The organism is Pseudoalteromonas sp. 0802 (genome assembly GCF_013350085.1).
Classification (GTDB): Bacteria; Pseudomonadota; Gammaproteobacteria; order Enterobacterales; family Alteromonadaceae; genus Pseudoalteromonas.
The window spans coordinates 123,400-145,963 of sequence record NZ_JABVXE010000002.1 but is presented as its reverse complement, the minus strand read 5'-3'; the positions used below and the strand labels follow the sequence as shown (position 1 = coordinate 145,963).

The window sequence follows — 22,564 nt, the reverse complement described above, 5'->3', positions numbered from 1 at the left end:
TTGTATTGATGTTTATTAGAAGATTCTAACTAAAATAAGTACCCACATTATTACCATTATAAAGCTACTGACAACAAAACTATAATAGCGAGCCTTCAAGGTGTTTGAAGTTAAGTGTATTACGCTATGAATAATTCTTAATGCAACATAAACCCAAGCAAGGGCAACAAATACAGTACCTACAGCATTGACTTGCAGAGCTGTTAAACAGGCAATAAAAAACAGCATAGGCATTTCGAATTGATTGATAAAGTTACGATCTGCTACGCGAACATTATCCCCAGCCTTTTCAAGCTCCATTGTTAAGAAGTCTTTCATCTCGATGGTTTTTTGTTTTGCCGCACGAAAACGACGCTTACCCATAATGTACATAACTGCAAAAGTCAGAAAGACCTGAGTGAACATTGCTACAATTAGCCACTTTTCCATAGCTCATCCTTTGTTATAGTTATTGCTATTAATCTTAACCGTAAGTATTGCATTTTCACAATGTGTTACAAAGTTTTGCTGTAACTTAGCTGAAAAGCATTGAATTGCGGCGCTCGAAAACTCATGATAAATAAAAATTTATTCAATTTCTAATGGATACAAAATAATGAAAAAAATAATTGGACTCAGTGCAATCGCTTTTGCAGTGTTAGCAGGTTGTTCTTCTACTTCTACCACAACGCCTCCTGCAGCTAATACTAACCTTATTCCTGACTCGTTAGTTATCAGCCCAAACGACACCCGTGAGTACAAAACATTAAAACTAGATAACGAAATTGATGTAATTTTAATTTCAGATCCTAGTGCTGAAAAATCAGCTGCTGCTTTGAGTGTAGGCGTTGGTTTATTGCACGACCCTATGTCTCAACAAGGCATGGCGCACTACCTAGAGCATATGCTGTTCCTTGGTACAGACCGCTACCCAGACACTAAAGGTTACAGTGATTTTATGACCAAAAATGGTGGCGCGCATAACGCTTACACCTGGTTAGATATAACAAACTACATGTTCAAAGTGAACAATGATGCTTACGATGAAGCACTTGATCGTTTTGCGGATTTCTTTAAATCTCCAAAGCTTTATCCTGAGTACACAGATAAAGAAAAAAATGCGGTAAATGCAGAATGGTCAATGCGCCGTGAAATGGACTTTTTTGGCCAATTTAAACTAGCGCGTCAAATGATGGGCTCACACCCTGCAAACCGTTTCTTAATTGGTAACCTAGAAACTTTAGGGGACAAAGAAGGCAGCAATCTGCATAAAGAAACCGTTGCTTTCTATAACAAATATTATTCATCGAATATTATGAAAGTGGCGATGATCTCAAATCGTCCACTGGCTGAAATGGAAGCAAAAGCTAAACAGTATTTTGCTGATATTGAAAATAAAAAAATCGAAAAACCAACGGTGACTGATAAGTTAGACTTTTCTGTTGCTGGCGGAAAGCGTGTTTACTACTCACCAAATGAAGATGTAAAACAACTACAGTTAGAGTTCACAATTGCTGATAACAGTTCACAGTTTGCGGTTAAACCAAATCGTTTTGTTTCATACCTTTTAAGTAACGAAATGCAAGGTAGTCCTGCGCAAATCTTGCGTGATAAAGGCTGGGTGTCACGTTTATCTGCTTCTGATGCCCCAACACAATATGGTAACTATGGCAGCTTAACGGTTAATATTGAATTGACTGATGCTGGCATGCAAAACCGCGAAGAAATTGTCGCTATGGTTATGCAGTACATTGCGCTTATTAAAGAGCAGGGTGTTGATAGCAAATACTTTAATGAAATTCGTACATCGTTAAACAATGAATTTCAATTCCTTGAAAAAGGTGATGAGTTTGGTTATGTAAGTAACTTAACTGATAGCATGCAAAAGTTCCCTGTGAACAACGCAATTAACGCACCTTATTATTATGCTAAGTTTGATGCAGACGCGGTGCAAAATGTGCTTTCACAATTAAACGAAGATACGCTACGTATTTGGTATATTTCAAAGCAAGAAGAAACAGATTCACAGCTACATTTTTACGATGGTAAATATCGTATAGAAGACATCAGCGAAGCAGAAGTTGCAAGTTGGAGCAAACCGAGCGAATACGCTTTAGCATTGCCAACAGTTAACCGCTTATTACCTGAAAGCTTTGCAATTAAAACCGCTGAGTTTAAACAACAGGCGCACCCTGAACTAGTATTTGATAAGCAGGGTGTAAAAGTTTGGCGTCAAGCAAGTCAGCAGTTTGCTGAACAGCCAAAAGGCCTTGTTGAAGTTTACATTAATACGCCGGATGCCCTTGTGAATGTAAAATCACAAGTTCTTTACTCAATTTGGGCTGATCTTTATAACTTACAACAAAGCAAACTAAGCACAGAAGCAGCTGTTGCTGGTATGAGTTTAGGGCTACAGCCAAGTAACGGCCTTGTGTTATCGCTAAGTGGTTTCACTGATAAACAAGATGTTCTTTTAGCTCAGGCCCTTGAAAATCTAACGTTAGATGTGTCTGAAGAAGGTTTTGCCCAAGCAATCGATCGTTTTAAGCGTGATTTACTCAATCAACAAAAGCAGTTCCCATTCTATCAAGCATTCGGTGAGTACTCTAAGCTTACACGTAGTGGTAAATTTGACACCGAAACCTTGATTGCAGCGGCAGACACACTAACCCTTGCTGATTTCGCGGCTATTAAACAATCTACACTTGCTGCCAATGATCTACGCGTATTCACTTTTGGTAACTATAACCAAAACGATGTTGAATCTATTGCGAGTAAGATAACCGCTATACTACCTAAAGGTCATCAAGCGACTGAGTTTGCCAGAAGCAAAGCCTGGTTACCTCAGCCTGGTGAGCGTATTGTACTGCAAAAAGATATAGATGTAGCGGATGTAGCAATTATTGATATGGTTGTACACCCAACCCCTGGTTATAAGCAAAAAGCACAGGCACAAATTTTACAAAGCCACTTTAGAACCGTAGCGTTTGATAAGTTACGAACTGAAGAGCAATTAGCTTATGCGGTTGGTGCATTAGCGCGTCCAATTGAAGACTACTCTGCTTTGGGTCTTTATATTCAAACACCGGTTAAAGGCCCTAAAGAAATGCAAGCGCGTTTTGATGAGTTTAAAAAGCAATACGCTGTTGAGCTTGATAACATGACAGAAGAAACATTTGCACAGCTTAAAAATGCAACGCTTGTGTCTTTAAAAGAGCAACCTAAGAATTTAAGTGATGAAATGTCACCGCTTATATCTGATTGGTACCGTGAAAACTTTAACTTCGATTCTAAAGAAAAGCTTATCGCAGAAGTTGAAAAAGTGACATTGGCTGATCTTAAAGATTATTACAAGAAAACCATGCTCAACAGTGAGGCACCACGATTAAATATTCAAATGCGTGGTAGTAAGTTTGCGGATAAGCCATTTGCAGATCTTAAAAACCAAACAAAAGTTGAAAACTTAGAGAGTTATTACAAAGGGATCAAATTCCAAAAGTAACCTAATAGTTGATAAACAAAAGCCCAAGCAATTGCTTGGGCTTTTTAATTTATGCGATAAGCAAAAATCCTATAAATGCAGCCGTTGCAGCAAGTAAGGTATAAGGCAGTTGCGTGATAGCATGGCTGACTAAATCACACCCTGAGCCTTGTGCAGCAAGTACCGTGGAGTCAGAATAAAAACAGGCTTGACTACCAAATGACGACGCCGACAACAAAGCACCAATCACTAAAGGAATATTGGCATCAATTGCGTAAGCCAGTGGTATTACAATAGGAATTGTTACCGCGAAAATCCCCCAGCTCGAACCCGTTGCAAAAGCAAGTAGTGCCATTGCTAAGAATACTACCGCAGGTAGGTACTGCGCTGTCATATAAGGGCTTAATGTATTAATAACATATTGCGGAAGCATTAATTGGTCACACACATCTTTAAATATAAATGCAGCAACCACAGTCCCAATAGCGGGGATCATGCTTTTAAAACCATCGAGCATACGTTCAACGAGTTCTGACAATGTCATTAACTTTTGTAACATGTAAAAAGGTAAAACAACGGCAAAGGTTGCAAGCAATCCTTTATATACGTCAATGTCAAAGTAAACAGTAAACGAAACAAGTAAAACTATCGGCACTAAAAAGTTATAGAGTTTGCCGTTTGATGCTGCTGTTTCAAAGTTTTCTTCCGCTGCTTTCACTGCGTATTCATCTGCTGTTTGAATATCTGTGTATTGGCTATTCGAGATCTCGATTTGATTATTCATGGCACGTAGTTGTGCTTTTTTTCATCGGACCAAAAGCAGGGATCACATTTAAGCTAACCAGTAATACCACAATGACTGCAAACCAAGCGTATAACATATAAGGGATTGCTTGAATGTAGACGGCAATACCTTGGCCTTCTGGTGCAACATTATTATCAACTAACAAGCCGCCAAAAAAAACGGCCCATGTAGAGAGTGGTACAAGCACACAGATAGGCGCAGCAGTTGAGTCAACAACATAAGCGAGCATTTCACGGCTAATTTTAAACTTATCGGTGATACGCTTCATGGTTTCACCAACGGTTAATGCATTTAAGTAATCATCAATAAAAATAATCACACCTAGCACAAAGGTCATCACCAACGATGAGCGCTGGCCTCTTGCAAATTTTAACGCTAATTCGGCGAAGGCACTTGCACCTCCGGTTCTCACTAATAAAGCGATTAATGCACCAAACCCACCACAGACTAAAATTAGCCAAGCAATGGTTTCGTCTTGCATTACTTTTAATGAAATATCAGCAAAATTGGCTAACACAGCGGTTGGGCCTAGCATGGCTAAACCAAACAAAGATCCAATTAGTAAAGATAAAATAGGGCGGCGTAAAAATACGGCCAAAACCACCACCAATACTGGCGGCAGTAAACTTAACGCAGAAGGTTCTTGCATTATATTTTTCACACAGTTAAGCAATGCGAGATTGCTTACAGAAATCAGAAGTCTATCGACTCAAGTAACTGCTTTACGCGAACACACTTTTATGGACCCATTAGGGAAAGTGCCTGCGTTGGCTGGCGCCAGACAGTATAGAGGGTATACTGCTTTTGTTTTGCCCAAAACATCGCAAGAAAAATAATCCTGAATATTAATTTAGTCAATAACAATTTTTATTGCGATGATAATTATTTTACACTCATCAATAACGTCACTTTTTATTAAATGAGCAAAGGGATTATGGCATTTTCAGATACTTACAGACTCAGTAGCCATGCGGTTATCACCAACAACCAAGGGCAAGTGTTATTACTAAAAGCTGATTACGGTCAAAAAAGTTGGGGGTTACCTGGCGGCGCTTTAGATAAAGGTGAAACCATTCATCAAGCGTTACTTCGCGAATGCCAAGAAGAACTTAATTGTGACGTAGATATCGCTTATTTAAGTGGTGTTTATTATCACACAGCGTTTAACTCTCATGCGTTTATTTTCCGTGCTCATATGGCTGAGGACGCTGAGATAATGTTGAGCGATGAGCACACAGAGTTCGGCTACTTCGATATAGACGAGTTATCTAAAGTACAAAAAGAGCGTGTTCTTGACTGCCTTAATTTTAGCAATGATGTCGTTAGTAAGGTGTTTTAATAAATGTTAGATATATATTTACGTGCCGGGCAGCCTGATGATGCGACTTTTATCGTTGAGCTTTTAAACCAAGCAACATTTTTAGAGCACATTGGTAATAAAAATATTAATACGCCCGTACAAGCTGAGCATTATATTCAACAAACGTTTATAAATAGCCACCAGCAATTGGGCTTTGGCAGTTATATTGTTTGTTTAGCTGATGATACACCGGTTGGAATGGTGGGGCTCTTTCAGCGCGATGCGTTAGCTATCCCCGATTTAGGATTTGCATTGTTAGCTAAATATGAAGGCAAGGGTATTATTACAGCTGCTGCTCGGTTATTGATGGCCAAAAAACACGTATTAGAGCTTGGTGTACTTGCTGCAATAACCTCGCAAACCAATATTGGCTCACAGAAAGTGTTACAGAAACTCGGTTTTGAGTTTCTAGGCGATGTCATCATTAACGATGACAATCAGTCTCTAAAACTCTTATTAAAGAGCAAGCTTTGATACTTCGTTTGCAACTTGTTTGTTAACTTTCAGCCACGTTGACTCAAGTGTTGCAACAAGGCCTTCGTAATCACTGTCTTGAAGTGGTGTAAGCTCATTAAAATAATTGACCGCCTTTAACTTTCGGCCAGATTCAGGGTTTGTATAGTACAAACGCCAAAGCCCGGCAATGTTGGCATTGCCTTGTTCATCGCCGTTGAAGTGATGTAGCTCATATTCTAATTCATAGAAACTTTGCTGATCTAAATCGGTGATCACTGGCAAGCCTTTTATTACCATCCAATTATCAAGCTCTGTGTAAAGCTGTTGATGGGCACTGGCGGTTAACATTAAATCAGGTGATTCGCTCCATAAATGGTAGTTAGCAGCATTGACTCGGTTGTTGTCGAGAACCATAGCAATGCCACGATTATTAAGCGCACCTCGTAATTGTACGGTGTTAATTCTGAGCTGAGCTTGCGTATTATCAGCTAATCGCTGCATTGCGACTATTGGCTGCGAAAATTGATAATACTCAATAGTCGAGAATGACGTTTGACTACAGGCCGAAAGTAATAGCACTGATGCAACGGAAGCACAGAGTTTATAGTTCATTATTGTTTCCTCGGCGTTGGGTCTGCTGGTAGCTCTTTATCAAAGATCAACATATTAGGTTGCTGGTTTAAACCTCGTGTGAATGGCTGTAGCTCTTCACTTAAACGTTTAAATTCAGATAAAGTCGTTTGCAACTGCTGGTGGAATGTTGAACCTTGCTCATAACTTGCCATGGTCTTTTCAAATTGTTTCATGGTTTTATCGAACTGTTGCATGCTCTTAGTCATTTCTGCAAAGTTGCGATTAATATCACCCGGTAAGTCTTGTGTATCTTGCTTATTTAGTAACTCTCTCATGTCATGAGCAAGCGCTTGGTACTCGGCAAAGGTGGTCTGCATTTGTGCCAAGCTATCTTCAATTTTAAGGTTATTTACTTTATTTAATACATCAGAGACTTGGTCGGCTATGACTGTAATACCGCTTGATACACTCGGGAATACAGTGTACTCGGCTATTGTCTTTAATTCGGCAGGCTCTGCATTATCGTAAATATCTAAGTCAACGTACACTGCGCCAGTGAGTAAGTTACCCGGCTTTAAAGAAGCACGAAGACCATTTTTGATCCAACCATCTAAACTCGAGTACCAAAACTCGCGTGCTGCTGCACTGTCGTGGTAGAGGCGCCCATATTCAATTTTTATCAGGGCAGGTACTGCGGTATTATCGGTTCTAAAGTGTGCGGGCTTACCATCTATTATGACACTTGCAGGTGCTTCAACCACACTACCGATACGCATACCTCGGTATTCTACAGGAGCGCCAGCGCGTAAGCCGCGAATTGATTGCTCAAAGTCGATTAAGTAGTAGTCAAAATCGTAAAAGCGTTCTTCTAAGGCGGCTTTGTAGCTATTACTTAAAGAAAAGCTATGGCCGTTACTGGCAACTTCACCGGGCGCTTGTTGCTCAGGAATGCCAACAGAAATACCGCCTTTGAGCAATTTACTTAAGGAGCCTGTGTTAACATTAATACCATCTGCAGAGAGATCTATTTCGATGCCTGAGTTTACCCAGAAAATAGAGTTTAAGGTGATCAAGTTTTGATATGGCTCATTGATAAAAATGCCATATTTCATCGCTTGATTCTTCCAATCAAAGGTGGCGGTTTCTATTTGACCTATTTTGTAATCTTTAAAGTAAATACCGGTACTGACATCAAGCACTTCTGCGTTATAACTTAATAGGGTGAAGCGCCCACCTTTTACATCTTTACCAATTAGAGCCGGTTCATCTTGTAGCTCAAATCTTTCGGCCAGCTTTTTACTCTCTCCCGGTGCAAATTCTAAATACACACCAGAGAGTAGGGTACTCATGCCGCTTATGCCGGTATCGTCAATCCGTGGTTTTACAACCCAAATTTTCGCATCATCTGTGAGTAAATCGTCGTAATGTTTATCGATTTGCGCCCGTGCGATAACGCTATTTTGTTTATCTGATAAACGAACATGGTCGATTTGGCCAATCTTCACGCTACGTACTTTTATTTCTGTTTTACCAGCCACAATACCTTCTGCATGAGGCATTTTGATGAAGATGGTGGTGCCTTTATTTGCTTGATACTGGTACAACATCCATGCGCCAATTAATAAGGCAATAACTGGAATGATCCAGATGGCCGATATATTTGGCGCTGTTTTTATTTTAGCGGTTTCGCTCATGCCAAGGTCTCTTGTTTCGCAGTACTTAAGTTATCTGGGTTATCCCACAATAAACGGGGATCAAACGCATGGGCTGCCAACATTTGGCAAATAACCATGGTTGTAAAAAATATTGTGCCAATGCCAGGTGTTACTGACATTAAGTTTCCTAGTTGTACTAAGGCTACTAGAATCGCCACAACAAATACATCGATCATTGACCATTTACCAATAAATTCAGTCAATTGGTAGATACGTGTATAGCTCTTAGTTTGTCTGTTTGCTGGCCTCATCACCATAAAGCATAAAAAACTTAATATTAGCGCTTTGGCAAGGGGTACAACCACACTCGCTAAAAAGATGATCATTGCGATAGGGTACGAGCCACTATTCCATAAAATCATTACGCCACCAATAATGGTCGATGGAGTTTCATCGCCAAGGCTTGTGGTGTACATAATAGGATAGACATTAGCAGGAATATAACAGGCCACTGAGGTTAATAACCATGCTGCGGCTTTTTGCACACTAAAAGGGTTACGACTGTAAGTTTTAGAGTCGCAGCGTGAACAGATTTCGGTCGTACACAGTTGTCCACAAACATGACATGCTCTTAATCCTTGATCAATAGCACGCGTATTTGGCTGTGTTTGCTCTATATATTCTGGTTCTTTTAATTGTTGCCATAAGGTGTGCTTATTTAATTTTGCTGTGGCTGCCACATAACAGATAACAAAAGCGCTATAGGCCCAAAAGCTTACACCAAATTCAATATCGGCCATCGACATGATTTTAACCATACTGACCATCACACCAATTAAAAAAATCTCAGACATGATCCAAGGCTCTAACGCAAAGGTGGTTTTTAACAGTCTTTTTCCCCATTGATACGGCAGCGCTTTTAGTAAGCCTAAATGCAGAGGAATTATGAGTACTAATAAAAGTAGTGGCAGACCAATAATACTGGTGTCGATGAACAAACCTAAAAAGTCGTTGTCGTAATTAAAGAGAATACGTGCGGCATCGGGTAAGGTGATTGTTTGGGTAATACCACTACTGGTAAAAGACAGAAATGGGTAAAACATACTACTCAGTAGCATAACAATAGCACTTAAACTTAGTGCGACCACCATACTATCTTGGTTAGCTTGCGATGCCGAAAGCTTTGTATTGCAATGAGGGCATATTGCCACTTGTTTTGCACTTAAGTGTGGGATCTCAATGACAAGATCGCAGCTAGGACAGGCTGTTTGCAAACTTAGGGTCTCTTAAACAAGAACTTAGTTAAGTTTGCATCAAATAGTGTATAAATTCAAATGCACCTTTGTTTAATATAAGCTAATATTTGTACAAAGCGATTACGCTTTTTAATACATTTAATTCTTTAAGGTGAGCAGTGAAGCAATTATTTATCCTTTTAATGTTGTTTGTTAGTGTTAAAGGTGAGTGTTTATCTGAGCCAAATACGCAAAAGCCTATAGTTGTTGCTGCAAGCGCCTCTTTGCCTCCTTACGTCATTCAAGACACTAACAGCGGTATTCAACTCGAAATATTGAAAGCTGCTTTTAAATCGCAAGGCATATCTAATATCGATATCCATTACATGTCTAATAAGCGTGCTGAGCAGCAGCTTATGCAGGGCAAAGTAGATATTGCATTAAATTTTCCACCCGTACTCACGCCGCATGTTTATAAAAGTGACGAGCTACTGAGCTACCAAAATGTGGCTGTTAGTCTTGCCAATAAAGAGCTGAAAATTAATAGTATCTACGATTTAGCAGGTAAAAGCGTGCTTGCCTTTCAAAATGCGACTAATTTCATTGAAGCACCTTTTAAATCGGTTACTAATATTTTGCGTTCTTACGAAGAAGTAGTTAATCAAGAAGCACAAGTTGATCACCTTATGAAAGGCTGGGTCGATGTAATTATCTTAGAGCGCCGAGTGTTTTTATATTATTTAGAAAAATATAAACAAAGCGCTGAGGTAAAACCTTTTATTGTGCATGCAATCTTTAAAGAAGCACCAAGACCTGCGTTTTTTTACAGTAAAACTTTAAAAAACACCTTTAATTTGGGTCTTGGTGAGATCATTGAGTCAGGCCAGTACCAAGCAATTATTCGCCTTGATGGTACTGAGTACGCGCAACTTTCAGAGCCCGAGTTACGCGAATAACGCGACGGTTTGGCGGCTCAGCGCAATTAGCCTACCATCTTCACTCCAAATGCAGCCATCTTCTAGCCCATAGCCATCCTTACTATGGTGTGTAACCGCTTCGTAGCCAATCCAAGCATCATGGGCAATTGCAGGCTCTTCTACAAATTCTATGTACCACGACATACTACTTGCTGGTGCAGGTTGCTTATACATTTGTAATAAGGTTGGTGGCCATGCATCTGTTAGGGCGATGATATGGGCTTCAGTCATTTGCTCTGGCACATGTTTGAATTTCATCCAGCCACCTAAATGTGAGGTATCTGCTCCAGAGAAAGGCATATTGCCGTCTTGTAAACACAATGCCACATGCTGGAAAAATGCCGGCATGACGCCTTCCTTATAAGGTAGAGTGAAACGCTCATCAACCGGTTTTAGCTGCATGGTCTTAGTGACATCTACACGAACATCGGACTGTCTCTGTGCACCAAAGCAGGCTTGTGTAATAACACAAACATCGCCATTTTGAATCACTTTTGCTAGTACCTGCGCACTGTTTTTGCCTTCACGTAAGACTTCAACGTCGATTGAAAAATCATTGTCAGCGATTAACGGGCCAACAAAGTTAGTGCTTAAAGATAATAAACGGCGAGAGCTATCGATATGCTGACGTATAGCTTGATATAATAAAGCTGCAGATAATCCACCAAACGCTGTGCGACCTTGGCACCAGTTTTCTGGAAACTGCATTACTTTTGTTTTGTCTTTGCCTAGTTCAGCTGCCATGGCGAGTAATTGTTCAAAATGCATAATTTTCCTTAACATTTATTGTTATGGTGTTTGTTATAGCATAGCTAAAGTCATCAGACCAGTTTGTTTATCCTGCAAGCAGGCTGAGAAAACAGCGCTTTTTGTGGAAAAAACGCCCATTTCGAAAATATTTCAAAAAAAAGTAATTTTTTTTCATTTTTACAGTTGAATTCAGTTTCCTGCACCCCTATCTACTAGTCATCGAACGTTTTAACGAATTTTGAAGTTGGAGAAGATTCATGGGTAGAATTATTGGAATCGATTTAGGTACTACTAACTCTTGTGTAGCAGTACTAGACGGTGATAAAGCACGCGTTATCGAAAACGCGGAAGGCGATCGCACAACACCATCGATCATTGCATATACGCAAGACGGTGAAACATTAGTTGGTCAACCTGCAAAACGCCAAGCAGTAACTAACCCAACTAACACATTATTTGCAATCAAGCGTCTAATTGGTCGTCGTTTTGAAGACGAAGAAGTACAACGCGATATCGGTATCATGCCTTTTAAAATTGTAAAAGCTGATAACGGTGATGCATGGGTTGAAGCACGTGGCGAGAAACGTGCTGCACCACAAATTTCAGCAGAAGTGCTGAAAAAAATGAAGAAAACAGCAGAAGACTTCCTAGGTGAAGCGGTTACTGAAGCAGTAATCACAGTACCTGCATACTTCAATGACTCACAACGTCAAGCTACTAAAGATGCTGGTCGTATTGCCGGTCTTGAAGTTAAACGTATCATCAATGAGCCAACTGCCGCTGCACTTGCATACGGCATGGACAAAAATAAAGGTGAAAACGTTGTTGCAGTATATGACTTAGGTGGTGGTACTTTCGATATCTCTATCATCGAAATCGACGAAGTTGAAGGCGAGCACACATTTGAAGTTCTAGCAACTAACGGTGACACTCACTTAGGTGGTGAAGACTTCGATAACCGTGTTATCAACTACTTAGTTGAAGAGTTTAAGAAAGATCAAGGCATCGACCTTAAGAACGACCCGCTTGCAATGCAACGTGTTAAAGAAGCTGCTGAAAAAGCGAAGATTGAACTTTCTTCTGCACAGCAAACAGAAGTTAACTTACCGTACGTGACTGCTGACGCAACTGGTCCTAAGCACATGAACGTTAAAGTTACTCGTGCAAAACTTGAGTCACTTGTTGAAGACTTAGTAACTAAGTCAATCGAGCCACTTAAGCGCGCACTAGCTGATGCTGACTTATCAGTAAGCGACGTAAATGACATCATCCTTGTTGGTGGTCAAACACGTATGCCTTTAGTACAAAAAACAGTTGCTGAGTTCTTTGGTAAAGAGCCTCGTAAAGACGTTAACCCAGATGAAGCAGTTGCAGTAGGTGCAGCGATTCAAGGTGGTGTACTAGCTGGTGACGTTAAAGACGTACTACTACTTGACGTATCTCCGTTATCACTAGGTATCGAGACTATGGGTCAAGTAATGACAGCTCTAATCGAGAAAAACACGACGATTCCTACTAAGAAATCACAAGTTTTCTCAACAGCTGAAGACAACCAATCAGCGGTAACTATTCACGTACTACAAGGTGAGCGTAAGCGTGCAAGCGATAACAAATCACTAGGTCAATTTAACCTAGAAGGTATTCGCCCAGCACAACGTGGTACTCCACAAATCGAAGTAACATTCGACGTAGATGCGGACGGTATCTTACATGTATCTGCTAAAGATAAAGATACAGGTAAAGAGCAGAAGATCACAATCCAAGCTTCTTCAGGTCTAAGCGATGATGAAGTAGAAAAAATGGTTCGTGATGCTGAAGCGCACGCTGAAGAAGATAAGAAATTCGAAGAGCTAGTAGCGACTCGTAACCAAGCTGATGCAATGGTTCACGGTACACGTAAGCAAATCGAAGAAGCGGGTGATGCATTACCTGCAGAAGATAAAGAAGCAATCGAAGCTGCGCTTACAGAGCTAGAAGCGGCGATTAAAGGTGACAACAAAGAAGAGATTGAAGCGAAAACACAAGCTCTTGCCGAGAAGTCACAAAAGCTAATGGAAATTGCACAAGCTAAAGCACAGCAACAACAAGGCGGTGCGGATGCAGGTGCTGAGCAATCTTCTGCAAAACAAGACGACGATGTTGTTGATGCAGAGTTCGAAGAAGTGAAAGACGACAAGTAATTGCTTGTTTCGCTTCTGCCTAACGTAATAATGGCTGCTTTGTTTAGCCAATTAAGTTAGGATGAAATGATTGAGGCGCGCCAGCGATTTCGCTTGACGCGCCTTTTGCATGTATATAAATGGTAAATTGATAAGTTGCTAATCTTCTTAAATGGTCATGACCATTATACGATTTGTATCAGTCGATTTACCTTACGCAGTGTAGCTGCAGTAAAAAGAGTAGTGTGATAGATATGTCAAAAAGCGATTATTATGAAGTTCTCGGCGTGAGCAAAGATGCCAGCGAACGAGACATAAAAAAAGCGTATAAGCGCTTAGCGATGAAATATCATCCAGACCGTACCGCAGGCGATAAAGACCTTGAAGCTAAATTTAAGGAAGTAAAAGATGCCTACGAAGTACTAACTGATCCGCAAAAGCGTCAAATGTATGATCAGTATGGCCATGCAGCCTTTGAACAAGGTGGTGGCGGTCATGGCGGTGGCTTCGGCGGCGGTCATGGTGATTTTGGTGATATTTTCGGTGATGTGTTTGGAGATATCTTTGGTGGTGGCGGTGGTCGTCGTCAATCGCGTCAACAACGTGGTTCGGACTTACGTTACAACATGGACTTAAGCCTTGAAGAGGCTGTTCGTGGTAAAGATGTCGAAATTAAAGTACCAACCTGGGTTAGCTGTAAGCCATGTGACGGTAGCGGTGCAAAAGCTGGTTCTAAACCAAAAACATGTACTACCTGTCATGGTGCAGGCCAAGTACAAATGCGCCAAGGTTTCTTCGCGGTTCAGCAAACGTGTCCTACGTGTCAGGGCACAGGTCAAATTATTTCTGATCCATGTGACAGCTGTCATGGTCAAGGTCGCGTAGAAAAAACTAAGACCTTATCAGTTAAGATCCCAGCGGGTGTTGATACAGGTGACCGTATTCGTCTATCGGGCGAAGGTGAAGCGGGCATGCATGGAGCACCAGCAGGTGATTTATACGTTCAGGTTTCTGTACGTGAACATCCGATTTTCCAACGTGATGGTAATAACTTGTATTGTGAAGTGCCTATTGGCTTTACAACAGCAGCACTGGGCGGTGAAATTGAAGTTCCGACACTGGATGGCCGTGCAAAACTGAAGATCCCATCAGAAAGCCAAACGGGCAAGATGTTCCGTATGCGTGGTAAAGGCGTTAAGTCTGTACGTAGTGGCGCTCAAGGTGACTTGATCTGTAAAGTGGTTATTGAAACGCCGGTTAATCTTAATGATCGTCAACGTGAATTGCTTGAAGAACTTGAGCAAAGCATGGGTAAAGATGGCTCTAAAAACCGTCCAAAAGAAAAAGGTTTCTTTGACGGTGTTAAGAAGTTTTTCGATGACCTAACTAAGTAACTCTCGTTAAGCAACTTTAGTTAGAGAGTAAATAAGGCGCTAATAAGCGCCTTTTTTTATTGGTAATTGCCTACTTTAGTGATCTAAGAATAGGTAGTTTTGCCAACTTTTCATTCTGATCAATACCTTACGCATTACTGATACGTGCTCGAAGTGTTCTGAATAAACAGCGACTTCTGTGCTTGTCCCCTGTGGTAGGTGATATTCACTCATGTCGTCTGTGATTTTTAAGGTGACAATTGCGCGGCCTTGGCGAGCAAAAAACTCAGTGCCCATCAGTGTGCCTTGTGCTTGTACTTGCCCTTCACCAATAGCAGGTAATACATCGATTACTTCACCAGCAAAGGTTTTGCCAGGAATAGCTTTAAAGATAAAGTCTGCTTTGTAGCCTGGTTCGAGTCTTAATAGTGAATTTTGTCTAAATGCAGCGACGTAAACGGTATCTTCTTTGTGCACAAAGGTCATTACTGGGCGTAGTGGCATTGGTACTGCAATCATCCCAGGGCGTAATGTTAGTTGTGTAACATAGCCATCGGTAGGTGCATAAACGCTTGTGCTGTCTAAGTTAAATTGAGCTTGCTCTAAATTAGCGCGAGCTGCGGCAATTTTAGTTTGTTCGCCGTTTATTTCAGACTCAAATGCAAGTTTTTGACGTAACTCTTCGGCCTGTGCTGCTTCGTAACTTGCCTTTGCTGCTAAGTATACACCTAATTTATTATCAACTTGGCCTTTTGAGTAAGCACCGCTTTTTGCGCCTTTTTCATAACGTTCGTATTCTTTCTTACTGCGATCATATTCAGCTTTAGCCATTAGGGCACTGGCTTGTGCTGATTTATAGGCCGCTTCTAAACCGAGGACTGACTGTTTTGCATCTTGTAAAGCGGCAATCGCTTGATTTAGTTTGGCTCGATATAAGGTATTGTCTAGGCGAAACAGTAAGTCTCCTTTTTTCACAGGCTGATTTGGTTTTACTGCAACTTCTTCAACGGTACCGCGTACATTTGGCACAATAGGTGTTGTGACATAGGCACTGCTGGCCATATTTGAATGTGGGTGGTTATAGTTCATTAACAGGATCAAAGCGCCGATCAGCACTACACCACCAAGTACCGCGGTGGGTACCGTCCATTTATTAAGTGGGATTTTAAAAACTTTAAAGATACCAATGCACAATGCGGTATAAGTAAGTATTAATAACAAATCCATATTCTATTTCTCTTTATTATTCGATTGAGCATTTATTTGTGCTTGTAGCGCTGCCACTGTGGCTGTCAGGCTTGCCACTTTTTCAGCTAAGTCCTCTTGTTCCTTTTGGATCTGGTTAAAACCCCAACCGCGGTCATCACGCCATAATGTCGCCCAAACCCATAAAAATGGCCACAGCACGTGTAGGGTAAATAGGCTAACCCAGCCTGCATAATGGATGGCATCTTGATGAGGGTGATTACGCTTTTTGGCAATTTCGTAGGGAATATCGTGAATGGCAATAACACCATAAAATATTACTACCGTTACAAACACTAGCATGACCAGTGCAAAGTAGTCTAAAAACATGTACTTTCCTTTGTTTAACTTATAATCAATTTAATAATACGTGAAATTTACCTAATTCCTAGTCGGTATTTTCAGATTTAGTTCAGCACAACGTAGTAGTCGGTATCAGCAAGGCAACGACATAAAGTCACATCCTCTGAAAATGTAGTGTTTTGTATTCGGCCTTTTTCTAAGCCAAGCGTATGGCATTTGCTCTGACAATCCATGTAAGCATTCCATGCTAGGTATTCGTTGCACACAAAATTCACTGCATACAATAGGGTGAGTATGATAAATAACTGTTTGGCTAGATAGAGCCCTGTGTGTCTAGACATGCTTGATACCCTGCCCAGGATTCATTACTTTAGTGTAGTCGAATTAGGTCTATTTCGTGTGTTTTGTAGCGGTTTTTCTATTGCCTTATATCCCATGTTCACGGTATGTTTCATAAAGTCACTACTAATTAATTAGTTATAGGAAAATCAATGACGCCGGCTATAAACTTACTGAAGAAGAAAGGTATTAGTTTTGATGTGCTCAGCTATCAGCATGAGCCTTCGCAACAACAGTTTGGCCTTGAAGCGGTTCAAAAGCTTAAGCTACCAGCAGAGCAAGTATTTAAAACATTAGTACTTGAAGATGCTGACCACCAGCTTTTGGTTGCTATTGTGCCAGTTAGCCAGCAAGTTAACCTTAAAATGCTAGCAAAAGCGGCAAAGGTTAAAAAAGTACAGATGGCTCCACAACAAAAAGTCGAAAATACCACAGGTTATATTTTAGGTGGGGTAAGCCCGCTAGGTCAGAAAAAGCGCCTTAATACCTATGTGCATCAATCTGCAGATAGCTTTGATGTGATGTATGTTTCAGCAGGTAAACGAGGACTTGAGATTGCATTGGCACCTAAGGATTTATGTAGTTTATTAAATGCTAAGCTGGCAGACTTTTAGCAATGTATTTTTGGTAGGTTATGCCAGCGGGTTGTGTAATGAGGTGATAAGTACGCGCGCTTCATATGCCAACGGGTCGTTGGAGTTTCGCTGGCTATGGCAAGGGTACCCACGCCATAACGGCTGTTAATGCTATCAAGACACTTCATCAGTTTAGGGTTATCGATAGGCGTTTGAAACAAATCAGGCTGCTGAAACATTTGGCTTGATAACTCTAGGGCACCTACACCACATTTATAAAATCGTACCCCAGGTTTATAGAGATGATCAAATACCTCGCTGATAGCATTGGCAAACACGCAACTATCGGCGGTGGCGACACTAAACTCATAAATATAGGACTTTTTATAATAGCCATCTTGGTGAGGAGAACTGGCCACAAACATTAATAAGCGTTGAGTGTGTGAGCCTTGCGCACGTAGTTTTCTTGCTACAATGACACAATGATTGATCAGTGCCGTTTTCAGCGCGGTGGCGTCAGTGATACGCTCTCCAAAACTACGGGTCGAAAAAATCTCTTTTTTGTCTTGGCGTACTTCATCCCAGGCTAAACAGCTTTTACCCCGTAACTCGTTCACTGTGCGCTCTAATACAATACTAAATAGGCGTTTCATTTTTCGTGGGTCTTGCTCGGCTAAATCAAAGGCTGTATTAATATTCATTACTTTGAGTTTTTTAGCTAAGCGTCGACCAACGCCCCAAACATCTTGTACGTCCATGGCTTTTAAAATGGCTACCCGTGAAGCTTCTGAGTCAATCACTGCAACGCCATCAAAGCCGGGGAGTTTTTTCGCTGCATGATTGGCGGCTTTGGCTAGGGTTGCTGTTGGGCCAAATCCAACACCGACAGGCAGCTTTGTTTCGCGCCATACGGTACGGCGAATATCATGGCCATAGCGATGCCAATCATGGATAAGTTTTTTGAAACCAGTAAAGTTTAAAAATGATTCATCAATAGAGTATATGTGCTGATTATCGCAAAAACGGCCAATCACGTTCATCATCCGCTCGCTTAAATCCGCATACAGCTCATAGTTAGATGAGCGGATCACCACTTGGTTATCTTCGAGTATTTTCTTTACTTGAAAATAAGGCTGAAATTTTGGAATAGCCAGCTTTCGTGCAATAGGGCACACGGCACAAATACAGCCATCGTTGTTAGTAAGAACCACGACCGGTTTACTACGAATAGCTGGGTCAAATACTTTTTCGGCGCTGGCATAAAAGGCCACCGCATCGACTAAGGCGTACATGCTAATAGCTCTTTACTACTGCGATGTAAGCGAATTGAGCGAGTGACCACGCCTTCTAATTGAAATTCATCCGATTGGCGTAGTTGCACTGCAGGGTATTTAGGCGAGGCTGATAATAGCTGGGCATTGTGTTTATCTAATAGCTTACAAACAAATAAACCATTTAGATTCGCGACAATGACATCGCCATTTTTAACATCTTCGGCGCGATCAACCAGTAATAAGTCACCATCAAAAATCCCCACACCTTGCATTGATTCGCCAGAGGCAATACCAATAAATGTTGCATCAGGGTGTTTAATCAATAGTTGATCTAATGATAAGCCTAGCTCTTTGTATTGTGCTGCCGGTGATTCAAAACCACATACGCCAGCTTCGATATAAATAGGAATAACACGCATAACAAAACCACCACACTGTACATTCATACAGTATAGTGGTTTATGGTTATCTTGCCAATAAGATCACGGCGTGTTGTGATTGATATTTTCGATCATGGTTGTGGCAATAGCGATAAAATCACGTACTTGCTGATCCGTTAAACCGTGGCAAAGTTTGGCATCAACCTCTTGCTCTGCAACTTCTAAACGTGAGAACAGGGCGTTACCTTGATCAGTAAAGGATAAAATTAAACAGCGTTTGTCATTTTCGTCAGCACATTTAGAAACCAGTTCAAGCTTTATAAGCTCTTTTACTAAGCGTGCTATTTGTGCTTTATCACGACCGGTTTTGGTAACAATATCATTAGCGGTACAGTGCTGTGTTTCGGCAATGATATGTAAACAGCGTACATGCAGCGCATTAAGACCAAGCTCGTTGGCGTTAATGGCTTCGCGTACAGTGACACGGTAACTTTGTGCCAGTGTAAATAAAGCAGAAGAAAGCGAGGTTTGTGGCATGGTTCACCTAAGTTAAGCAAGTTTGCATTAGTTGACAAAGTCAATTTAAAGCGTATAGTTGACTATATCAACTATTGGGGCGTTGTGCAATTTAACCAGCTAGGAGACCAAGATGGCTAGAAAAGTTCGTCGTGCAAACGTATTAAGTACTACACGTATTTCCCCGCATCTACAAAGAATTGTTGTTGGCTCAGAGGAGTTTGCCGATTTTCCACAAGATGCAAAAGGTGCGTACGTAAAGGTATTACTCCCGCATGCCGGTGAATCTAAGGTTGAACTTGATTTACACGCTGAGCATCCTGCATTAATGCGCTCTTACACTATTCGTGATATCAACCCAATTAACGGTGCAATTACCCTCGACTTTGTGGTTAACCAACATCAAGGCGTGGCAACCAACTGGGCACAAAATGCGTGTGTAGGCGACGAGGTAGGCATAGCAGGCCCAGGCCCTAAAAAACTCACTGATTTTACGCAAACACATTATTTAATGCTGGCAGATTTAACCTCTGTAAATGCAATCAATGGCTACTTACAAGCCCTGCCACAAGATGCCACTGTCGATGTCATTATTCATGTTGCTGATAAAGCCGACATCATTGAACTTGAGCAAATTAAAGCACATACCCAACACAGTGTTGAATGGTTAGTTACAGATGAGCCAGAAACCGATCTGCTCGACCAAATAACACGCTTATGTGCTGGCTATAACACGCAACCTATGGTGTTTATGGCGCTAGAAGCAAATTTGGTGAAGGCAATTCGCCGTTTAATTACAAGCAGTTTTGAAATTGATCGTGAACACATAGTTGCATCGGCCTATTGGAAGCGTGGTATTGATGCCGATGGCCTAAAGGTGGAAAAACAGCAACAAAGCCGTGCCTAATTAGCATTTGAAAAATAGCCATTCGCTCTCATTAACTAAGTATAAAGAGTTAAACTTTGGAGAGCGAATGTCAGATCTTAGCAACACACCTTTTTCATTGCTTGAATTGAGCCCAATGAAAGAGCATGAAACCGTTTCGCAAACACTAGCTAACAGTGTTACCTATGCACAAACAGCCGACAAACTGGGTTTTAATCGGTTTTGGATGGCAGAGCATCACAATATGCGTGGTATCGTGTGTGCCGCAACTTCTGTACTGATAGGCCACATCGCAGGCAAAACCCAGAATATCCGCGTAGGTGCAGGTGGGGTGATGTTACCTAACCATCCACCGCTGGTGGTTGCTGAGCAATTTGGCACCCTAGAGAGTTTATACCCCGGTCGCATTGATTTAGGTTTAGGCCGTGCCCCAGGTAGTGATCCAATTACCAGCCGTGCTTTACGCCGTGACGAACAACGCGCTGAACACTTCAATGATGAAGTAACGGAGCTGCAAGCTTTACTTGGCCCATATAAAGGTGACTCTCCAGTACGCGCAATCCCAGGTGAAGACACTAATGTCCCAATCTGGTTACTGGGCTCAAGCCTTTATAGTGCGGGGCTTGCTGCTAAAAAAGGTTTGCCATATGCATTTGCGGGTCATTTTGCGCCACGCTTTGTTGAAGATGCCATAGCATTGTATCGCAGAGAATTTCAACCATCTGAGGTATTAGATAAGCCATACGTCATGCTTGGTTTGCCTGTTGTTGCCGCTGACACCGACGAACAAGCACAGTTTTTAGCAACCACAGCGAAACAACGTATCTTAGCACTTATGCGCGGCAAGCCACTTTGGCTTAAAGAGCCTGTTGCAACAATGGAAGGATTGTGGACAGCGCAAGAAAAAATGCAAGTAGAAAGCTTTTTAGGGCTTTCAGTTGTTGGCGGTCAAGCGAGCGTTAAGCATAAGCTGAGTATGATTAAACAAACGCTACAGGTTGATGAGTTTATTTTTACAAATGACCTGTATGAATTGAGTGACAGACAACATGCGCTGGAAATATTAGCAAGCATCATGCACTAATACGGTTTAGCAAATAGTTAATGCGTGTAATGAGTTTTTATGCGCATTGCTTAAGCCCTGACACTCATTTATTAAACGGTTTTATAGATTAAATCAATTTATATAATCCGTTTTAAGGATTGAATTTAACTTTATACAATACATTTATTAACCATTACCCTAGGAAGGTGCACCGTGAAATCTCAAACAATTGCCGCAGTAGAACCACAAACAAAAACAGCATTAATCGCTGAGGGTGGTGGGCAACGAGGGATTTTTACCGCAGGTGTACTCGATGCGTGGTTAGAAAATAATTATGATCCATTCGATTTATTCATTGGTACATCAGCAGGCTCACAAAACTTAACAAGTTATTTAGCGCGTCAAAAAGGCTATGCAAAACGTTTGATCAGAGGCCTTTCTCGTCATAAACGTTTTTTCCAACTTGGCCGCGGGCTGTTTGGTAAAAGCATTGTTGACCTTGATTGGTATTTTGATAAAACCAAAGAGGTAAACCGTGCCCTTGATTTTAAAACAGCAACACAAAGCCTAGGTAAACGCGAACTGTTGATCACAACCACTAACGCAGCTGATCGTAAGCCATATTACTTGAGCCCAAATGGTGAAGATACACAATGGTTGACCTTGTTAAAAGCATCAAGCGCATTACCCTTTTTATATAAAGACGGCGTTAACTTAACACCTTGGTTAACAACAAAGGCCGCAAACGATGCCATTATTCAAAGCTCTAATACTGATTTAGTGCATGATATGTATTTAGATGGTGGCTTAGCTGCACCTTTACCTGTGAAAGAAGCTTATAACCGTGGTGCTCGTGATATTGTGGTTATTAGAACTGTTGATGAAAACTTTCAAGTACAATCTGAATGGGTAAATAAGTTAAAGTCACTGGTTTGCGTATCAGGTTATTGCCCTAAAACCATTGATTACTTGGTTCAACACGAACAAGCTTATCAAGATGAACTGGATTTCATTGCCAACCCACCAAGTGATGCCCGTATCACGCAAATTTTTGCAGGCGATAAATTACGCAGTAAGCTACTGGGTAGCACAGACTATGATCTTCGTTATGATCACAAATTAGGCCTAGCGGCAGGTCGTGCCTTTTTAGAGAAGCAACTGCTAAATTAGTCGGTAGCAGGCTCAGTTAATTAATCCC

At 41.1% G+C, this 22,564-nt stretch carries 22 protein-coding genes and 1 pseudogene; 11 read left to right on the top strand and 12 right to left on the bottom strand.

Features of this window, described 5'->3' with window-relative positions; translation table 11 throughout:
- Positions 1 to 15: 15 nt before the first annotated feature.
- A complete protein-coding gene (locus HUS61_RS05445) occupies positions 16 to 429 on the bottom strand; it encodes an MAPEG family protein (RefSeq protein WP_175081435.1) in 414 nt (137 codons plus the stop codon).
- Positions 430 to 595: 166 nt separating this feature from the next.
- On the opposite strand from HUS61_RS05445, the gene HUS61_RS05440 reads away from it, so the two are divergent.
- The gene (locus HUS61_RS05440; protein WP_175081434.1) at positions 596 to 3,481 is read left to right on the top strand and encodes an insulinase family protein; all 2,886 of its coding nucleotides are present in this window, start codon (positions 596 to 598) and stop codon (positions 3,479 to 3,481) included.
- Between the two features lie 49 nt (positions 3,482 to 3,530).
- Here the strand turns inward: HUS61_RS05440 and HUS61_RS05435 are convergent.
- Positions 3,531 to 4,914 (bottom strand): annotated as a pseudogene (locus HUS61_RS05435) (Na+/H+ antiporter NhaC family protein).
- Here HUS61_RS05435 and HUS61_RS05430 point away from each other — a divergent pair.
- The 3 genes from HUS61_RS05430 (at position 4,799) to HUS61_RS05420 (ending at position 6,099) form a co-directional block, all read left to right on the top strand.
- Complete coding sequence (locus tag HUS61_RS05430) at positions 4,799 to 5,101, top strand: hypothetical protein (RefSeq protein WP_175080598.1); 303 nt, start codon at positions 4,799 to 4,801, stop codon at positions 5,099 to 5,101. The pseudogene HUS61_RS05435 and the gene HUS61_RS05430 overlap by 116 nt on opposite strands.
- 98 nt (positions 5,102 to 5,199) lie before the next feature.
- Complete coding sequence (locus HUS61_RS05425) at positions 5,200 to 5,604, top strand: NUDIX hydrolase (RefSeq protein WP_175080619.1); 405 nt, start codon at positions 5,200 to 5,202, stop codon at positions 5,602 to 5,604.
- A gap of 3 nt (positions 5,605 to 5,607) precedes the next feature.
- Positions 5,608 to 6,099: a GNAT family N-acetyltransferase gene (locus HUS61_RS05420; protein ID WP_175081433.1), complete on the top strand. Its 492-nt coding sequence runs from the start codon at positions 5,608 to 5,610 to the stop codon at positions 6,097 to 6,099.
- Here HUS61_RS05420 and HUS61_RS05415 read toward each other — a convergent pair.
- Genes HUS61_RS05415 through HUS61_RS05405 form a run of 3 tightly spaced genes read right to left on the bottom strand, consistent with a single transcriptional unit; the run spans position 6,082 to position 9,583 of the window.
- On the bottom strand, positions 6,082 to 6,693 hold the full coding sequence (locus HUS61_RS05415; RefSeq protein WP_175081432.1) for a membrane integrity-associated transporter subunit PqiC: 612 nt from the start codon (positions 6,691 to 6,693) through the stop codon (positions 6,082 to 6,084). The genes HUS61_RS05420 and HUS61_RS05415 overlap by 18 nt on opposite strands.
- A complete protein-coding gene (pqiB, locus tag HUS61_RS05410; protein ID WP_175080622.1) occupies positions 6,693 to 8,348 on the bottom strand; it encodes an intermembrane transport protein PqiB in 1,656 nt (551 codons plus the stop codon). The genes HUS61_RS05415 and pqiB overlap by 1 nt, the downstream gene beginning before the upstream one ends.
- A complete protein-coding gene (locus tag HUS61_RS05405; RefSeq protein WP_175080623.1) occupies positions 8,345 to 9,583 on the bottom strand; it encodes a PqiA/YebS family transporter subunit in 1,239 nt (412 codons plus the stop codon). The genes pqiB and HUS61_RS05405 overlap by 4 nt, the downstream gene beginning before the upstream one ends.
- A 140-nt stretch (positions 9,584 to 9,723) precedes the next feature.
- On the opposite strand from HUS61_RS05405, the gene HUS61_RS05400 reads away from it, so the two are divergent.
- A complete protein-coding gene (locus HUS61_RS05400; RefSeq protein ID WP_240701529.1) occupies positions 9,724 to 10,500 on the top strand; it encodes an ABC transporter substrate-binding protein in 777 nt (258 codons plus the stop codon).
- On the opposite strand, the gene HUS61_RS05395 is transcribed toward HUS61_RS05400, so the two are convergent.
- Positions 10,489 to 11,289 carry a thioesterase family protein gene (locus HUS61_RS05395; protein ID WP_175081431.1) on the bottom strand — a complete coding sequence of 267 codons (801 nt, stop codon included), beginning with the start codon at positions 11,287 to 11,289 and terminating at the stop codon, positions 10,489 to 10,491. The genes HUS61_RS05400 and HUS61_RS05395 overlap by 12 nt on opposite strands.
- A 239-nt stretch (positions 11,290 to 11,528) precedes the next feature.
- Between HUS61_RS05395 and dnaK the strand changes: the two genes are divergently transcribed.
- Together dnaK and dnaJ are read left to right on the top strand one after the other, a co-directional pair.
- Complete coding sequence (dnaK, locus tag HUS61_RS05390; RefSeq protein WP_175081430.1) at positions 11,529 to 13,451, top strand: molecular chaperone DnaK; 1,923 nt, start codon at positions 11,529 to 11,531, stop codon at positions 13,449 to 13,451.
- A 233-nt stretch (positions 13,452 to 13,684) separates the two neighbouring features.
- On the top strand, positions 13,685 to 14,824 hold the full coding sequence (dnaJ, locus tag HUS61_RS05385) for a molecular chaperone DnaJ (protein ID WP_054563084.1): 1,140 nt from the start codon (positions 13,685 to 13,687) through the stop codon (positions 14,822 to 14,824).
- 75 nt (positions 14,825 to 14,899) lie between these two features.
- Here the strand turns inward: dnaJ and HUS61_RS05380 are convergent, their stop codons facing one another.
- The 3 genes from HUS61_RS05380 to HUS61_RS05370 all read right to left on the bottom strand — a co-directional run bounded on the left by HUS61_RS05380 (position 14,900) and on the right by HUS61_RS05370 (position 16,692).
- Positions 14,900 to 16,030, bottom strand: coding sequence for an HlyD family secretion protein (locus HUS61_RS05380; protein ID WP_055198877.1), 1,131 nt, complete (start codon positions 16,028 to 16,030; stop codon positions 14,900 to 14,902).
- Between the two features lie 3 nt (positions 16,031 to 16,033).
- On the bottom strand, positions 16,034 to 16,378 hold the full coding sequence (locus HUS61_RS05375; protein WP_054552213.1) for a DUF3302 domain-containing protein: 345 nt from the start codon (positions 16,376 to 16,378) through the stop codon (positions 16,034 to 16,036).
- Between the two features lie 77 nt (positions 16,379 to 16,455).
- Positions 16,456 to 16,692: a hypothetical protein gene (locus HUS61_RS05370; protein WP_130167504.1), complete on the bottom strand. Its 237-nt coding sequence runs from the start codon at positions 16,690 to 16,692 to the stop codon at positions 16,456 to 16,458.
- A gap of 150 nt (positions 16,693 to 16,842) precedes the next feature.
- On the opposite strand from HUS61_RS05370, the gene ybaK reads away from it, so the two are divergent.
- Positions 16,843 to 17,304, top strand: a complete 462-nt coding sequence (gene ybaK / locus HUS61_RS05365) for a Cys-tRNA(Pro) deacylase (RefSeq protein WP_175081429.1) — start codon at positions 16,843 to 16,845, stop codon at positions 17,302 to 17,304.
- Here the strand turns inward: ybaK and HUS61_RS05360 are convergent.
- The 3 genes from HUS61_RS05360 to HUS61_RS05350 form a co-directional block, all read right to left on the bottom strand.
- Positions 17,301 to 18,557 (bottom strand): Y-family DNA polymerase, encoded by a 1,257-nt coding sequence (locus HUS61_RS05360; protein ID WP_175081428.1) that lies wholly within the window; start codon positions 18,555 to 18,557, stop codon positions 17,301 to 17,303. The genes ybaK and HUS61_RS05360 overlap by 4 nt on opposite strands.
- Complete coding sequence (locus tag HUS61_RS05355; RefSeq protein ID WP_054552219.1) at positions 18,545 to 18,958, bottom strand: LexA family transcriptional regulator; 414 nt, start codon at positions 18,956 to 18,958, stop codon at positions 18,545 to 18,547. The genes HUS61_RS05360 and HUS61_RS05355 overlap by 13 nt, the downstream gene beginning before the upstream one ends.
- 63 nt (positions 18,959 to 19,021) lie before the next feature.
- Complete coding sequence (locus tag HUS61_RS05350) at positions 19,022 to 19,456, bottom strand: MarR family winged helix-turn-helix transcriptional regulator (RefSeq protein WP_054552220.1); 435 nt, start codon at positions 19,454 to 19,456, stop codon at positions 19,022 to 19,024.
- A gap of 112 nt (positions 19,457 to 19,568) precedes the next feature.
- Here HUS61_RS05350 and HUS61_RS05345 point away from each other — a divergent pair, with 112 nt between their 5' ends.
- The 3 genes from HUS61_RS05345 to HUS61_RS05335 all read left to right on the top strand — a co-directional run bounded on the left by HUS61_RS05345 (position 19,569) and on the right by HUS61_RS05335 (position 22,536).
- Positions 19,569 to 20,342, top strand: a complete 774-nt coding sequence (locus HUS61_RS05345) for a siderophore-interacting protein (protein ID WP_175079960.1) — start codon at positions 19,569 to 19,571, stop codon at positions 20,340 to 20,342.
- Between the two features lie 67 nt (positions 20,343 to 20,409).
- Positions 20,410 to 21,405 carry an LLM class flavin-dependent oxidoreductase gene (locus HUS61_RS05340; protein ID WP_175079959.1) on the top strand — a complete coding sequence of 332 codons (996 nt, stop codon included), beginning with the start codon at positions 20,410 to 20,412 and terminating at the stop codon, positions 21,403 to 21,405.
- A gap of 174 nt (positions 21,406 to 21,579) precedes the next feature.
- On the top strand, positions 21,580 to 22,536 hold the full coding sequence (locus HUS61_RS05335) for a patatin family protein (RefSeq protein ID WP_175081427.1): 957 nt from the start codon (positions 21,580 to 21,582) through the stop codon (positions 22,534 to 22,536).
- The last annotated feature ends 28 nt before the right edge of the window (positions 22,537 to 22,564 follow it).